Raw genomic sequence first — 15,187 nt, forward strand, 5'->3', positions numbered from 1 at the left:
TGCAACGAATCCCCTAGCTACAAACTAGGGAAGAATTTGGCAAAAATGACGGCAGATGGCGGGACTGCCGGCTGGTTGTGGGTTTCCGAGCAATCCCGAGCGGAAAGGCGCTGAGCACCCTTCCCGGGATTGCCCGGGTTTGCCTTTCAGCCATTGTAACGCTGGAACACGAGCGAGGCGTTGGTGCCGCCGAAGCCGAAGGAATTCGACAGCGCGACATCGATCTGGCGCTGGCGCGGCTTGTTCGGCACGAGATCGATCGCAGTCTCGCGTTCCGGATTGTCGAGATTGATGGTTGCCGGCGCGACGTTGTCGCGGATGGCGAGGATCGAGAAGATCGCTTCGGCGGCACCCGCGGCGCCCAGCAGATGGCCGATCGACGACTTGGTCGACGACATTGAGATTTTCGAGGCGGCATTGCCGACCAGCCGCTCGACCGCGCCGAGCTCGATCGTGTCGGCCATGGTCGAGGTGCCGTGCGCGTTGATGTAGTCGACGTCGGCCGGCGAGAGTTTCGCCCGGTTCAGCGCCGCCGTCATGCAGCGGAAGGCGCCATCGCCATCTTCGGCCGGCGCGGTGATATGGTGGGCATCGCCGGTCAGGCCATAGCCGGTGACCTCGGCATAAATCTTGGCACCGCGCGCCTTGGCGTGCTCCAGCTCTTCCAGGACGACGACGCCCGCGCCCTCGCCCATGACGAAGCCGTCGCGGTCGCGATCGTAAGGACGCGAAGCTGTTTCGGGGCTGTCGTTGCGCTCGGTGGAGAGCGCGCGGCAGGCGGCGAAGCCGGCAATCGACAGCCGGGTGACCGGTGCCTCGGCGCCTCCGGCCAGCATCACATCGGCATCGCCCCACATGATCAGCCGGGCTGCGTCGCCAATGGCGTGCGCACCGGTCGAGCAGGCAGTGACCACCGCATGGTTCGGGCCTTTCAGGCCGTGGCGGATGGAAACCTGGCCCGAGACCAGATTGATGATCTGTCCGGGGATGAAGAAGGGGCTGATCCGGCGCGGGCCGCGTTCCTTCAGGATCATCGCGTTCTCGGCGATGCCGTCGATGCCGCCGATGCCGGAGCCGATCAGAACGCCGGTGGCGCACTGGTCCTCATGTGTCTGCGGCTTCCAGCCGGAATCGGCCAGCGCCTCGTCGGCGGCCGCGATGCCATAGAGAATGAACTCGCCGATCTTGCGCAGTTCCTTCGGCTCGAGCACTGCCTCCGGATTGAAGGTGCCGTTCGAGCCGTCGCCGCGCGGAATGATGTGGGCGATCTTGCAGGCAAGATCGTCCACCTCGAATTCGGTGACGCGCCGGCAGGCGCTGCGGCCGGAGAGCAATTCCCGCCAGCTATGCTCGACGCCCATGCCGAACGGCGAAAGCAGGCCAAGGCCCGTGACGACGACACGCCTCATCGCAGGTCCTCCCCGGTGATGCCTGCGAAAGAACTCAGGCCGAGGCCTTGTCGATATACTTCACGGCGTCGCCGACGGTGAGGATGGTCTCGGCCGCATCGTCCGGAATCTCGACGCCGAACTCCTCTTCGAACGCCATGACGAGCTCAACCGTGTCGAGGCTGTCCGCGCCCAGATCGTCGATGAAGCTCGCCTGTTCCGTCACCTTGTCGGCGTCGACGCCGAGATGCTCGATGACGATCTTCTTGACGCGCTCTGCGGTGTCACTCATTTGGGGCAATCCTCGTCTTAGGTTGTCTATCTTCGTTAGCGGGCGGAATGCCGCTAATCAAGCTGAAAGATGGTCTTGCGGGCAACGCAACGCCACAGGACCGGTTTTTGCCCGAACCGCCGGGTTGCGGGCCGCATTACACGAAAAATGACGGGCGTCCAAGCCGAAATGGCTGTTTTCACAGGCGCCCGCCCAGCCTCAGATCATTGCCATGCCGCCGTTGACGTGAATGGTCTGGCCGGTGACATAGGCCGCCTCGTTTGAGGCAAGATAAGCGACGGCGGATGCCACTTCAACGCTGGTGCCCATGCGCCGGGTCGGGATCGCGGCCATGATCGTCTCCTTCTGCTTGTCGTTGAGCTTGTCGGTCATGGCCGATTCGATGAAGCCCGGGGCGACGCAGTTGACGGTGATGTTGCGGGTGGCGATCTCCTGCGCCAGCGACTTGGAAAAGCCGATCATGCCTGCTTTGGAGGCGCAGTAATTGGTCTGGCCGGGATTGCCGGTGACGCCGACCACCGAGGTGATGTTGATGATGCGGCCATGGCGGCGGCGCATCATCGGGTGGGTCAGCTCGCGGGCCAGCCGGAACACGGCGGTGAGGTTGACCTCGATCACCGAATCCCAGTCGGCGTCCGACATGCGCACGAACAGGCCGTCCTTGGTGATGCCGGCATTGTTGACCAGGATGTCGACGCCCTCGAGATCGGCCTCCGCTTTCTGGCCGAGCGCCTTGACCGCGTCGCGGTTCGTCAGGTCCGCCGGAAACAGTTTTACGCGGTCGCCCAATTCGCCAGCCAAGGCTTCCAGCTTCTCCACACGGGTGCCGTGCAGGCCGACGATCGCGCCCTGGCTGTGCAGCACCCTGGCGATCGCCTCGCCGATGCCCCCAGTTGCGCCGGTGACGAGCGCCTTGCGGCCGGTCAGTTCGAACATTTTCCAACCTCATTTTTGCGAATGCGCCACAGGCGATGCGCGTTCCGTATACGTTAAATCGTCCAAACCGTGCCAGAAATCTTCGGAATTAAGGATATCTTCCTGTCCAAGCCCGATGCGCTTCACGACCTCAGCTGCGAGGCGATAGTCCTCGTCTCGCGAGCGCTGGACTTTGCTCCGCCTTGGCTTTGATCTGGCCATATCGCACCTATGATAGGTTCGGTCGTCCTAGCCAAGCGCCGCCAGCGCGGCCTCGACCTCTGCCGCCGTGCCGACGGCGGACGTGGCGATGTCGCGGTTGATGCGGCGCGCCAGGCCCGACAGCACCTTGCCTGCGCCGACTTCATAGAGGCTCGCGACGCCGTGGGCGCCAAACCACTCCACCGTCTCGCGCCAGCGCACGCGGGCGATCACCTGCTCGACCAAGCGGCGGGCGATCTCATCGGGGTCGCTGGTCGGGGTTACGGTGACGTTCGAGACGATCGGAACCACCGGCACGGATTTCGCGACACCGGCCAGCGCCTCGCGCATGATGTCGGCGGCCGGCGTCATCAGCGCCGAATGAAAGGGGGCGGAAACCTGCAGCATCAGCGCTCGCTTGGCGCCTTTTTCGGTGCACAGCTTCGCCGCCTGCTCGACCGCCGGCCTGGCGCCGGAGATCACCAGCTGGCCGCCGCCATTGTCGTTGGCGACCTGGCAGACGGAGCCGTTGCCGGCCTCGCGAGCTGCCTCGGCGCAAGCGGCCTCGACGTCGGCCTGTTCCAGCCCGATGATCGCGGCCATGGCGCCCTCGCCGGCCGGCACAGCCGCCTGCATGGCGTTGCCGCGCGTCCGAAGCAGCCGCGCCGCGTCGCCGACCGAAACAAAGCCGGCGGCGGCAAGCGCGGAATATTCACCAAGCGAATGGCCGGCGACATAGGCCACCTTGTCCTTCAAAGAGAAGCCGCGCGCTTCGAGCGCGCGCATCGCCGCCAGCGACACCGCCATCAGCGCAGGCTGGGCATTGGCGGTCAGCGTCAGCCGCTCTTCCGGTCCTTCCCAGATGAGTTTCGACAGTTTTTCGCCGAGCGCTGCGTCCACTTCCTCGAAGACGCGGCGCGCTTCGGGGAATGCATCGGCGAGGTCCTTGCCCATGCCGACGGCCTGGCTGCCCTGTCCCGGAAAGGTGAATGCGACGGCCATTTGAGGTCTCTCCAGAGGCTGGTTTTGTCTGCCTCTGGCGCAAGGCGGACAGCCAAGTCAAGCCCGCAGGCGTCTCTTCGGCCCGCATTTCAGCCGCAAGAACCGGCTGACTCCCCTGTTCCAAAAGGCCTTTTTGGCGATCACACCTGATGAAAACCGCTCACGTTTAGTTTGCTGGCTCTTCTTATTTCCGCCACAGGCGCTAGCTTTGCGTGACATTTCGATGACAGTGGCGTGACGCGAGTGGAAGACGCGTGACAAGGGCCGGGGAAGCAAAGTGGCAAGGATCAGGAAAGGCGCGGCCAAACCCGCGCCGCAATTTTTGGAAGACGATCCGTCCACCGGCTATTTGCCGGGACGAGCCTGGCCGACCGTACGCTACGGGCTGTCGACGCTTCTTGCCTCAGCCCTGCTCGTCTTCGCGATCGAGCTGATCGTACGCGGCGATTTCTTCGGCACAGTCGATTTCTTCATGCAGCCCTTCAAGCCCGGCTGGACCACCATCATCGTCTTCGCCCTGGTGCTGCTCGGACTGGACGCCATACTCGGCCGCAGCCACCAGAGCCTGATGATCGTGGCGCCGCTGACGCTGGCGCTGGCCTTTGTCGGCCACCAGAAATCGCGCTATCTCGGCGACCCGCTCTATCCCACGGATTTCCTGTTCGCCCGCCAGATCGTGGCGCTGATGCCGCTCCTGGTGCGCGAGCGGCCGTGGACGGCCGTCATGCTGGCGGTCGGCATCGTCGGCGGTCTGACGCTGCTCGTCTACGGCTGGCGGACCTGGCGCCGGCGGGTGCCGATCCTCAGCCGCAAGGGCCGCCTGGCGCGGCTGGCGCTTGCCGTGCCGCTGCTCGCCTTCTTCGTCTCGATCATGGACTACGCCACCTTCTCGTGGACGCGCGACCGGCTGCAGATCATCCCGATCATGTGGGACCAGAAGGAGAATTACGCCTCCAACGGCTTTGCGCTGGCCTTCGCGATGAACGTGCCGATGGCGCATGTCGCGGCGCCGCCCGGCTATTCCGAGAAGACGATGGCCGCGATCCAGCGCCCCGACGTCGCCGCTTCCGTGCCGGACGAGAAGCCGGATATCGTGGTGGTGATGAGCGAATCCTTCTGGGATCCGACGCACCTGCCCGGCGTCACCATCAAGCCCGACCCGATCCCGACGGTCAGGGCGTTGCGCTCCGGCTCGATGTTCTCGCCCGAGTTCGGCGGCATGACCGCCAATATCGAGTTCGAGGCGCTGACCGGCTTTTCCAACGCCTTCCTGCCGGCCGGCTCGATCCCCTATCAGCAATATGTGCGCACCCCGACCCCGTCGCTGGCGACCTTCCTGAAGAGCCAGGGCTACCGGGCGCGCGCCATCCATCCCGGCACCAACTGGTTCTGGAACCGCGGCGCCGTCTATGCCGATTTCGGCTTCAACGACTTTCGCTCCGAAGAGACGCTGCCGCCGATGGAAAAGCGCGGGCCGCTGGCTTCCGACGCGGCGATGACCGACGAGATCATCCGCGAGGCCGACGCCAGCGACGATCCGGTGTTCCTGTTCGCCGTCAGTCTGCAGAACCACGGTCCTTACGAGCCCTACCGCTACTACAACCCGACGCATTCGATCGGCGCGCCGATCAGTTCCTGGGCGCGGGAATCGCTGCTTTCCTATGCCGAGGGGTCGGCCGACGCCGACCGCGGCCTGCAGCGCCTGATCGACTGGGCGAAGGCCCGCCAGCGGCCGACCATCATCGCCTTCTTCGGCGACCATCTGCCGCCGCTCGGACCCGTCTATGTCGAGACCGGCTTCCTCAAGGACAATGTCGCGCCGCGCAAGGAGCCGGCGGTCGCCGCGCTCGAACACCACGATACGCCTTTGGTCATCTGGTCGAACCGCTCCGGTCCGGTCGAGAACATCGGCTCGGTGAGCCCGGCCTTCCTGCCCTACCATATCCTGACCACGGCAGGCATCAGCCACCCCTATTACACTGGCTTCCTCGGCGCGCTGCGCGAACACTATCGGGTGGTCGACCGCAACCTGCTCCTGTCGCCCGTGGGCGAAGCAACGCCGGATTGGGCGAGGCAGAAGCAGATCGATCCGAAGATCAACGATTTCCGGCTCATCCAATACGACATGATGTTCGGCAAGCGGCTCTCGGCGCCCGACTTCTTCCCCGAGACAGTGAGCAGGCTGGTCGCGCATACGAGCTGAGCTGAGCGGCGGTCACAGCCGATCGCGGCTATCCCGGTCCGTGGCGGGAAACGATGCTTCGATGCCGGGCCTTGGAAAAGTTTTGTCGCTGCGATTTAGAGCAATTCCAGGAAAAGTGTGAGCGGTTTTCCGTCCGGAATTGCGTAAAAAACAAAGAGACAGGGCGTTTCGCCGTTTCCGTGAAACGGTAAAACGCACTGAAAGTCAAAAGCCTGGAACGGGCTGGACCTTTCCACTCAGCCGAGCGCCAAGAGTCAAAGCGGCCGGAAAATTCTTGATCACCGCGCGCATGGCCGACGCGCCACCTGGCCCAAGCGCTATTGTGGCAATCAAGGCCGCGGCACGCAGACGGGTCGAGAATTGCCGACGCCATTCGCGTTCGTAGCGATGCCCGGCGGCGTCGCGGTCCGCGCGACTCTTGCCCGATGCGATCAGTTCTCGTGCAAGCAGCCAGCCCGATTGCAGCGCCATCGAAATCCCTTCGGCGATGACAGGATGCGACTCGCCGGCGATATTGCCGACACGGAAGATGCCCTGATCGTAGCCGGCCCGAATGCCGGGATGAATCGGTCCCGCAGCCAGCCATGGGCCATCCAATTCGGCACCTGCCAGCGCAGTTCGCACGCCTCGGCACGAGTCGAGGACGTGGCGCGATACCGCATCCGCCGCCGCAATATTTCCAAAGCGCCGGCGCAGCCCGGATAGAACATCGCGGCGGATACAGCAGGAGATCGAAACCCGGCCATGGTCCGCAGTTACCATCCCGCCATATCCGCCTGGGAATACCAGCAGCGGCATCAGATCGGGCGCCAGCGCGGCGCCGGTAAAATGCGCCTTGAAGCCGAAAAGGTCGGAGGGTTGGCTCGTTCTTTCAAGCTGGCTCGGAAGTTTCCCGGTTTCCCAGGATCCGTGCGCGGCAATGATGACAGGTGTGCTGAGCAGCTTCTGTTGCTGGTCAGATTCCACAGTCAGAAATTGCAAGTCATCGCGCCGGCGGATAGCGACTGCCTTGCAAGGCTGGAGGATCTCGACACCCGCACGTTCGGCGGCCTGTAGCAGGATGGTGTCCAGACGATCGCGCCCGAGCGCGCGGCCGAGACCCGTCTTGGCGCCAGGCATTCGCGCCTGCGCTGACACATCGCCCGAAAAGAACCCGACGCGCCTTATTTCGGGGCCGGCTTCCGCGCGCCAGCTCTCGCCGACGCCCAGCTGATCGAGCAAGGCAAGGCTGGTGCCCGACATGAATTCGCCGCAGACCTTGCGGCGAGGAAATACCACCTTCTCCACCATCGCCACAGACCAACCATGTTGGGCGAGTGCAATGGCGGTGGAACTGCCGGCAGGACCGGCACCGATGACAATTGCGTCGTGCATCATTTCGTGTCGGGCATGCTGGCGCCGACAAATCCTTGCGTAAACGGACCTCTGCGGCCCTCCATCACGGGCGTTCCACCCGACAGTTGCCACAATTGTGAAAGTTCCGTGCCGCGAAAACCGGCGCGCACACTTTGCGCTGCATCATTGAGCGTTACGGCGCAGGCGCCGATCAATCGCAGGAACCGTGTCGCCACAAGTGGCACCTTGGCTCTCAACGGCTCCGTGGCGACCAGCATCGGGGCCATCGTCATCATCCGAGAAAACAGCTCCTGCAGACGCATGTCGTCGAAGTGGTGGAGGATAAGGTTGGCGCAAACAAGGTCGAAGGGCCTGTCCTGGGTCCAATCGAACAGATCCGCAGTCACGGGCTGCGCCCGCCAACCCAATTCAGCGAAAGAGCTGCGCAAGTCCTCGCCGATCAGCCCGATCCTGTCGACCATGACGATCTCGACGTCGGGCCAATGGCGCGCCATCAGCCGCGCCACCGCCAGCATGAACTTTCCGTCGCCGGCGCCTATTTCGAGGATGCGCAATGGCGGCTTTTGCACGTTTTGCCGCATCAGCGATGCCATGATCCTGGCCTGGAACATCAATGCATTGATGCGAACGAGATCGCGACGGGACGCAATCGCACTGGGATCGTCAGCCGGGAGGCCGTCAAGGAGTTCTGGCTCCAGATGCCGGATGTCTATGTCGGTCATGCGATGGATCGGAAATCTAGGCTTCAGCCGGCAATCCGGCAAATAGAATTCGGTCGTACCTTCATGGCCGCGCGCTGCTGGTCGCGGAACCCGCATTTGAACCCAACCCGGATAGCGAAGAAAGTCGGCCCCTTCATGCGAGATCGGAGGCTGATATCACAGTTTGCTAATGAGAAATATCGGCACCGCGCAATAAAATGCTCTATGCAGGCGTTTACCTTAGGAACACTTCTTCTCCAATTCGCAGACCTCTTATGAGCCCGATTGCGCTCATTTGAGACCCGATTGGGCTCATTCTCGGAGCTATTTTGTCCCCTCAAGCGTATCTGAACGGCATTGCCACGTGTGTCCCCGAACATGACGTGCATCGGTTCTTCCTCGGCTATGGAGCCTCGCTGCTTGAAAACGATGCGCAGCGCCTTGCGCTCTTCGAGCGAATGGTCGCCCTGGCCGGGATCGAGCATCGCTATTCCTGCTTTGCGCCTGCCGACGATCCGCGCGGCGGGGCAATCGACCGCGACGGAACCTCGGTCAGAGGCTCGTTCGCCAGCACCGCAATGCGGATGCGGATGTACGAAGCCGCCGCACCGGAGCTCGCGCAACGGGCCGTCGACAGACTTCTGGCCAACGACGAGCGCTCGCAGATCACGCATTTGATCGTGACGAGCTGCACCGGCTTTTCGGCGCCCGGCATCGACCTGGAGCTGGTGCAGCGGTGCGGCCTGTCGACGTCGGTCGAGCGCACCATCATCGGCTTCATGGGATGCTATGCCGCCATCAACGCCTTGAAGCTTTCGCGCCACATCGTGCGATCGGATCCGAAGGCCCGCGTGCTGATCGTCAACATCGAATTGTGCACGCTGCATTTCAAGGAAGCCACGGAGCTCGAGAAGCTGATCTCGTTCTGTCTATGGGGCGACGGTTGCGCGGCCTCGCTGGTGACGGCCGAGCCGCACGGCATCCTGCTCGAAAGCTTCCACGCGATCGTGGCAGCGGAGCGCAAGGAGCTGATGAGCTGGAATATCCGCGACGACGGCTTTGACATGGTGCTGTCCGGCCAGGTTCCCGGTGCCGTCCGCGAGACGCTGCGCAACGAGCATCCGGCCATCCTCGGCGGCAGGCCCGCCAAGGAGATCGATTTGTGGGCGGTGCATCCCGGCGGCCGCTCGGTGCTCGACGCAGTCGAGCGGGCACTCGAACTGAAGCCGGCCGCGCTCGCCGCATCGCGCGAAGTGCTCCGGCAATACGGCAACATGTCGTCGGCCACCGTAATGTTCGCGATGGCTGAAATGCTGAAGGAGCCGTCGGGCTTGCTCGGCTGCGGCATGGCGTTTGGGCCGGGATTGACCACCGAGACCATGATGTTCCGGACTGCCTGATGAAGTCGAACGCCAGTCGGCACCGCGTCCGTGCTTTCGCAGCCCGTTGGCTGGTGCCCTACTTGCCGTATCCGCACTTCATGTGTGTGGCACCTCTTGACGCCGTGTTGCGCGTCCTATGGCGTGCGGAAGGCCGGTTACCTCCCGTTTATTGGCCGCGCCTGGTGCTCCTGCTCCTGATTTCGGGCATCAACACGATCGCCTCTCTGCCGGAGCGCGTGATCCTTGGGGCATGGCTGCGGCTGCGGCCTCCGCGGATGGAACCGGATAACGCGCCTGTGTTCGTTCTTGGCTACTTCCGCTCCGGGACGACTTTTTTGCAGAACCTGCTGTCGGCGGACCCGGACCTGAGATCGCCTGGCTGGCCGCAGGTCCTGGCGCCTCAGACATTCGTCCTTGGCTGGGCCTTGCTGCGCTATCTTTTCGTGCCCTTGCTGCCGTTGACGCGCCTCGACGCGGTCGTGCCGGTTGGCGCCAGGCTGCCGGCGGAGGACGACTTCGCATTGAACAATCTGGGTGGAATGTCGATCCTGGCGGGACGCGCCGTGCTTCCCCGCCGGCAAGCCTTCTTCAATCGATATCAGGATCTCGACTCGCTCTCGGCGCGAGAGCTGAGCCGCTGGCGCTCACATCAGTTCGCTTTCGTCCAGAAGCTCACGCTCATCGCCGGAGGGCGGCGACTTCTGCTCAAGTCGCCGAGCCACACGGCGCGCGTCCGCCACCTTTTGGAGCTGTTCCCTGGCGCCAAGTTTGTCCACATCTCGCGTTCGCCGGAAGCCGTGTTCCGGTCCAACCTTGTTCTGACGCGCGAGTTGCAGCGTGCGTTCGCCCTGCAGCCGCCGCTGCCCGAGCACGAGCAGGAAGAGATCATCGCCTGCGAATATCTCGCGACGGAGATGCACTATCTGGCTGATAGAACCCGGATTCCAGCCGCCGACCTCGCCGAGGTGAGGCTACAGGATCTGATTGCCGATCCGATGGGCGAGATGAAGCGGATCTACCGCGAACTGGGCTTGCCATTCTCCCACGGCTGCGAGGAGCGCATGCTGCAAGTCGCCGCGACGTTCGGCAAACAGCCGCGCAACCGCCATCCCGACCTGACGGAAGGGCAGAAAGCGCGCTTAGCCCGCCTCGAACCGCTCGCTTCCAATTTCGGGCATGTGCCTGCGCTGCCTCCCGGGACTGTCAATATTGACAGCCAACCGCGCATTGGATGACATGGCATCATGACGGCAGGCCTATGGTCATACGCAAGCTGGGCAGGTTTGGCCCGGCTGTTGCTCGTCCCTCTGTTGCTCAGCATCTGCGCCCCTTCGGCGGTTGCCGACGAGCAGGGCGATGCGGTCAAGCTGGTTGAGACCGTGCGCCAGGCGGCGCTCGTGCTCGGGCACGGCGGGCCCGCCGAGGCGCAGCTCCGCTCGATCTCAGCGGCCTTCGACGGAAAGGGAATTGCCCAAGCCGTGCTCGGGACGCGTTGGCGCAGCGCGAGCGCGGACGACCGCGCCGCGGTGGTCGATGCGCTTCTTTATGCCATCGCACACGGGCTGGCCGACAAGCTGGAGCGGACGCAGGACAAGACTTTCACCGTGCTCGGCACAAAGACTCTGGCCAACGGCGACACACTGGTGCGCAGCGAATTCCGCCGGCGGCTCCACGGCCCAACATCCGTGGACTGGCGTGTCCGCCGCTGCCGCGGGCAACTCTGTATCGGCGATGTCTTTGTCGACGGCGGGTCGGTGACCGTGCGGCAGCGGGACCGCATCAGCCAGATCCTCGCCGGCAATGGCGGCTCGATCCCCGCGCTTGTCGTCGATCTCAGGAAAGGCCGGGTATGACTCCTCGCCGGCGCTCATGTCCTTCCTCGTCGAATTGAGCAATGTCGGCCGCGATTTTGACGGCGGCCGCATCGTCGCCGTTGACGACGTGTCGCTCGCGATCGGGAATGACGAGACCGTCGCGATTGTCGGCCGCAGCGGCAGCGGCAAATCGACGATCCTGAACCTGGTCTGCGGGCTCGACCGGCCGACCCGCGGCGAAGTTCGGTTCGAAGGACGGGCCGTCAATGGAAGTGCTGCGTGGGCAGCGGTCCGGGCCAGCAGGATAGGCATCGTCTTCCAGAACTTCTGCCTGCTCCCCTCCTTGTCGGCGCGCGAGAACATCGAGGTGGCTCTGCTGGGAAACCTCGGCGGAGCGCAGCAGCGTCGCGCTCGCGCGCTGGAACTTCTGGCGCATTTCGGTCTTGCCGATCGCGCTGCGCTGCGGCCGGCCGAGCTTTCGGGCGGCGAACGCCAGCGGCTTGCCATTGCGCGGGCGCTTGCCAACCGTCCGAAGCTTCTTCTTGCCGACGAGCCGACAGGAAGCCTCGACGTGCAGACAAGCCAATCCGTCATGGACATCATCGGCAATGCGCATCGCGAATTCGGGACCGCAGTGATCGTGGTGACCCATGACGAGGACGTGGCCGCATTGTGCGGACGGCGGGTCGAGATCTCGGATGGCCGCATCCGCTCGGACAGCCGGATGGCGGCAATCTCAGCGCCCGCACCGGCATCGCGGATCGGCTAGCCCATGACGGAGCTGACCCTGCCCTTGCGCGGTCTCATCGCACGTCCGCTGCGCACTTTGCTCACGGTGCTCGGCATCGCCTTGGCGGTCGCCGGCTTCGTGGCGCTTACCGGCCTGACCGCCGGCGTCCAGCGCTCATTTGCGTCGGGAATCGATGAGAACGGCGCGGATCTGGTGGTTAGCCAGCGCAGCACCTTCAATTTGGTGAGCAGCACCGTGCCCAGAGCGCTCGGCCCGGCGCTTTCGGCGGTGCCGAATGTCGAGGCGGTGTCGGGCGTTCTCCTCAACATCACCACCGCCGACGAGGACGCCAATATCGTCATGGTCGGCTGGCCAAGCGGCAGCTTCCTGTGGAAAGACGTGCCGCTCGTAGCGGGGCGGCTCCCTGTGCCGGGGGACCAGTGGCCGGTGATCCTCGGCCAATCGATCGCCGGCGCATTGGACAAGCGGGTCGGCGATACCGTCGAGCTGCAGTTCCAGCCCTATCGGATCGTCGGCATCGCGTCGTTCTCGTCCATGCTGAACCAGAACAGCGCCATCGTTCCGCTCGAGGGGCTGCAGCAGCTCCTGTCGCGGGAGGACGCCTTTACCTTGTTCGAGGTGAGACTGAAGCGCCCGCTCGACGCCGACGGCATCGCCGCTGCCCGCACCCGGCTCGTTGCAGCCGCGCCGGGATTCGTGGTCGGCGACACCGAGCAGTTCGCCAACAGCATCCGCATCTTCGATCTGCTTCGGGCGATCGCCCGCACGATTTCGCTGGTCGTCATGGCGATGGCCTCGGTTGCGGTCGCCAACACGCTGCTGATGGCCGTGAACGAACGGACGTTCGAGATTGGTGTTCTGGCGGCGCTTGGCTGGGCGCCGCGGCGGATTCTTCGGCTCATCCTCATCGAAGGCGTCTTCATGAGCGCAGCCGGCGGCGTTATCGGCATCGTTCTCGGCGCCCTGACCATGGAAGCGGCGGCGAAGACAAGGTTCGCGGCGGGGCTGATCGTGCCTTATCTGTCAGGCTGGTCGATCGCCCAGGCGCTGATCTTCGTCTTCATCGCCGGCCCGCTCGGCGCACTCTACCCGGCTTGGCGCGCCACGCGTCTTCTGCCCGCTGAAGCGCTCCGCAGGATCTGACTTGTCGTGTCGGCCGGGGCAGCGTTCGGTGCCGATAGCGCCGGCAAAAGCATCGATCTGTCCGGAAGTCTGGCCCTGTTCGCCGTACGGCCTCACAGAAGGGACGCGGCAGGCCCCGTTCCGCCACGAGTGTTCTCATGCCGCGGCGCCAAGCCTCGTCAGTTGGTGAGCTGCAACCTGGAGAACTTGTGGGCGATCGTCTGGAAGACGTTGGGCAGCTTGGCCGGGTCCTCGACGGCGTAATAGTCGCTCGGGTCGGAAGCGCAGGCGCTGTAGAGCGAGCGGTTGGCCGCCGTGTCGGCCTGCAGCACCATGGTGTAAATCTGCACGCCCTGGCTCTTCAGCTGCGTGCAGACATCCTTCGTCCAACCGTCGACGTTGCGCGCCGCCGCCGCCTGATTGCTCGAACCGAAACGGCCGCTGGCGAGATAACCGTAGGAGGTGTAGTCCGATTTCTGCGGCGTGTTGCTGGCGCCGTAGACGACGTTCTCGCCGTCGGTCAAAAGCATCACCACCTTGGTGACGCCCGGCGTCTTGTACGGTGTGGCGTCGGTATAGGGCGGCTGCGGCGACAGCACCCGCTGACCCCAGGCCAGCCCTTCCGAAACATTGGTGCCGGAGCCGTTCCACTCGGTCATCTGGGCGGCGGCCTGGCGCAGCTTGTCGAAGTCGTCGGTCAACGGAACGATAGGCGTCGGGCAGGCGCGGTTCGGGCCGATGGTGATCGTGCTGCCGGCCTCGGTGATCAGCTTGTTGGTCGAAGCCGGGTACTTGGCAACCTTTTCAGCATTTTTGCCGACGAGCTTGGTCTTCGATTGCGACAACTTCACATCGTCGACGGTGTCGTCGAGATAGGAGTTGTTGTAGCTGGCCGCGGAATTGCCGTAGGCGGCGGACGGCCTCTTGGCGACGTCGGGATCGTCGGGCGCGAAATAGGGCACGAACAAGCTGTCGGGCTTCGACGGATCCGGCGGCGCATCGGCGATGTTCAGTGCGCCCGGCCTCGCCTCGACGCAGCCTTTCCAGCCTGTGCCATTCCAGCCGGTGCGCTTCGACACCGGCACGTCTTCCTCGAGCTCCTTGAACAGCGTCATATGGTCGGGACGCTTGCCGTCGACAGGCTCGAAATTGACGCCGTTGGTCGAGGACTGGCCGTCCATGTCGATCCAGGCCGGGTCGAATTCGGGACCGTTGACGTTGACGGCGGTGACGAAGGGCACCAGCGACGCGTGCACGGGACGGGTCGGCGATTTGACCGCTTCGAGATAGTCGAGCACGGACGTCGTCGCCTGCCGCAGCGCGGTGATGCGGGCGCCGGCCATCGAGCCGGTGTTGTCCAGCACCAACACCACTTCCAACTGGTTGTTGGATTCGACTGCGCCTGCGTCGACGCTGATATGCCGTTCGCTGCCGAACAGGAACGCGAAGTTGAGGTTCACGTCGGCGCTGGCGATCGCCTTGGTCTTCACGTAGCTGACGCCCTTGTCGACGGTCAGCGTCGCCTGGGCATTCGACAATTCGCCGCGGGTGGCGATATTGGCCTGGAAGTAGCGGTTGAAGACGTCGTTGCGGGTCACGTCCGCATCGCCGAGATGCGAGGAGGCGAGGTTCGCAGCGTCGAGAGCGTTCTGAAGATTGCTCTTGGCCCGCATCAGCGTCGAGACATCGGTGGCAAACGCCACCGCGGCCAGGATCGCCGGCACGCCCAAGGCCAGCACCAACGCGAAATTGCCGCTCCTCGAGCGCCAGAAATCTTTATGCAAAGCCAAAACCGCCCCCATTGGCCGCATTTCGCAATGAATTCCATTAGATACGAAGATGTTAATAAACCAGGAGCACCTTGGCGCTGCTTGAGAAAACAACGCATTTGATGGTTAAGGCAGACTTGCCTGGCGCGTATAAACGAAACGGCCGGTTCGCAGGTCCGCGGCATCGGCGACGCAGGCCGGGCCTTGCCTTCCTGGCGAATTGCTATATAGACCCGCGCAATCTGCCGGTCCTTGCTGGGGGCTGAACGGAGGGCCGCGGCCTTTTCAAAG

14 protein-coding genes are annotated in these 15,187 nt (G+C 63.9%); 6 read left to right on the top strand and 8 right to left on the bottom strand.

All coding sequences use genetic code 11. The features are described from left to right. Window positions 1–146 precede the first annotated feature (146 nt). The 4 genes from fabF to fabD all read right to left on the bottom strand — a co-directional run bounded on the left by fabF (window position 147) and on the right by fabD (window position 3,798). Complete coding sequence (fabF, locus tag FJW05_RS23330; protein WP_140636032.1) at window positions 147–1,409, bottom strand: beta-ketoacyl-ACP synthase II; 1,263 nt, start codon at window positions 1,407–1,409, stop codon at window positions 147–149. A gap of 34 nt (window positions 1,410–1,443) precedes the next feature. Next, the gene (locus tag FJW05_RS23335; protein ID WP_006203723.1) at window positions 1,444–1,680 is read right to left on the bottom strand and encodes an acyl carrier protein; all 237 of its coding nucleotides are present in this window, start codon (window positions 1,678–1,680) and stop codon (window positions 1,444–1,446) included. Between the two features lie 198 nt (window positions 1,681–1,878). After that, entirely contained in the window at window positions 1,879–2,616 is a 738-nt protein-coding gene (fabG, locus tag FJW05_RS23340) for a 3-oxoacyl-[acyl-carrier-protein] reductase (protein WP_140636034.1), read from the bottom strand. Between the two features lie 228 nt (window positions 2,617–2,844). Continuing rightward, window positions 2,845–3,798, bottom strand: a complete 954-nt coding sequence (gene fabD, locus FJW05_RS23345) for an ACP S-malonyltransferase (protein WP_140636036.1) — start codon at window positions 3,796–3,798, stop codon at window positions 2,845–2,847. A 277-nt stretch (window positions 3,799–4,075) separates the two neighbouring features. Between fabD and FJW05_RS23350 the strand changes: the two genes are divergently transcribed. Then, on the top strand, window positions 4,076–6,001 hold the full coding sequence (locus tag FJW05_RS23350; RefSeq protein ID WP_140636038.1) for an LTA synthase family protein: 1,926 nt from the start codon (window positions 4,076–4,078) through the stop codon (window positions 5,999–6,001). Between the two features lie 204 nt (window positions 6,002–6,205). On the opposite strand, the gene FJW05_RS23355 is transcribed toward FJW05_RS23350, so the two are convergent. Further along, the gene (locus FJW05_RS23355) at window positions 6,206–7,378 is read right to left on the bottom strand and encodes an NAD(P)/FAD-dependent oxidoreductase (protein WP_140636040.1); all 1,173 of its coding nucleotides are present in this window, start codon (window positions 7,376–7,378) and stop codon (window positions 6,206–6,208) included. Next, window positions 7,375–8,079, bottom strand: a complete 705-nt coding sequence (locus FJW05_RS23360) for a class I SAM-dependent methyltransferase (RefSeq protein ID WP_140636042.1) — start codon at window positions 8,077–8,079, stop codon at window positions 7,375–7,377. The genes FJW05_RS23355 and FJW05_RS23360 overlap by 4 nt, the downstream gene beginning before the upstream one ends. A gap of 362 nt (window positions 8,080–8,441) precedes the next feature. Here FJW05_RS23360 and FJW05_RS23365 point away from each other — a divergent pair, with 362 nt between their 5' ends. Genes FJW05_RS23365 through FJW05_RS23375 form a run of 3 tightly spaced genes read left to right on the top strand, consistent with a single transcriptional unit; the run spans window position 8,442 to window position 11,293 of the window. Beyond that, window positions 8,442–9,458 carry a type III polyketide synthase gene (locus tag FJW05_RS23365; protein ID WP_246673610.1) on the top strand — a complete coding sequence of 339 codons (1,017 nt, stop codon included), beginning with the start codon at window positions 8,442–8,444 and terminating at the stop codon, window positions 9,456–9,458. Then, window positions 9,458–10,675 carry a sulfotransferase gene (locus FJW05_RS23370; RefSeq protein ID WP_140636046.1) on the top strand — a complete coding sequence of 406 codons (1,218 nt, stop codon included), beginning with the start codon at window positions 9,458–9,460 and terminating at the stop codon, window positions 10,673–10,675. The genes FJW05_RS23365 and FJW05_RS23370 overlap by 1 nt, the downstream gene beginning before the upstream one ends. A gap of 9 nt (window positions 10,676–10,684) precedes the next feature. Further along, window positions 10,685–11,293, top strand: coding sequence for an ABC transporter substrate-binding protein (locus FJW05_RS23375; RefSeq protein ID WP_140636048.1), 609 nt, complete (start codon window positions 10,685–10,687; stop codon window positions 11,291–11,293). Here FJW05_RS23375 and FJW05_RS27825 read toward each other — a convergent pair. Continuing rightward, on the bottom strand, window positions 11,274–11,870 hold the full coding sequence (locus tag FJW05_RS27825) for a hypothetical protein (protein ID WP_246673611.1): 597 nt from the start codon (window positions 11,868–11,870) through the stop codon (window positions 11,274–11,276). The genes FJW05_RS23375 and FJW05_RS27825 overlap by 20 nt on opposite strands. Here FJW05_RS27825 and FJW05_RS27830 point away from each other — a divergent pair. Next, window positions 11,847–12,023, top strand: a complete 177-nt coding sequence (locus tag FJW05_RS27830; protein WP_224627788.1) for a hypothetical protein — start codon at window positions 11,847–11,849, stop codon at window positions 12,021–12,023. The two genes, FJW05_RS27825 and FJW05_RS27830, sit on opposite strands and share 24 nt — an antisense overlap. A gap of 3 nt (window positions 12,024–12,026) precedes the next feature. Beyond that, window positions 12,027–13,148, top strand: coding sequence for an ABC transporter permease (locus tag FJW05_RS23385; RefSeq protein ID WP_140636052.1), 1,122 nt, complete (start codon window positions 12,027–12,029; stop codon window positions 13,146–13,148). Between the two features lie 158 nt (window positions 13,149–13,306). Here FJW05_RS23385 and FJW05_RS23390 read toward each other — a convergent pair whose 3' ends face one another. Next, a complete protein-coding gene (locus FJW05_RS23390; RefSeq protein ID WP_140636054.1) occupies window positions 13,307–14,917 on the bottom strand; it encodes a pilus assembly protein in 1,611 nt (536 codons plus the stop codon). Between the last annotated feature and the right edge of the window lie 270 nt (window positions 14,918–15,187).

Source organism: Mesorhizobium sp. B2-9-1, from assembly GCF_006439455.1.
Classification (GTDB): domain Bacteria; phylum Pseudomonadota; class Alphaproteobacteria; order Rhizobiales; family Rhizobiaceae; genus Mesorhizobium.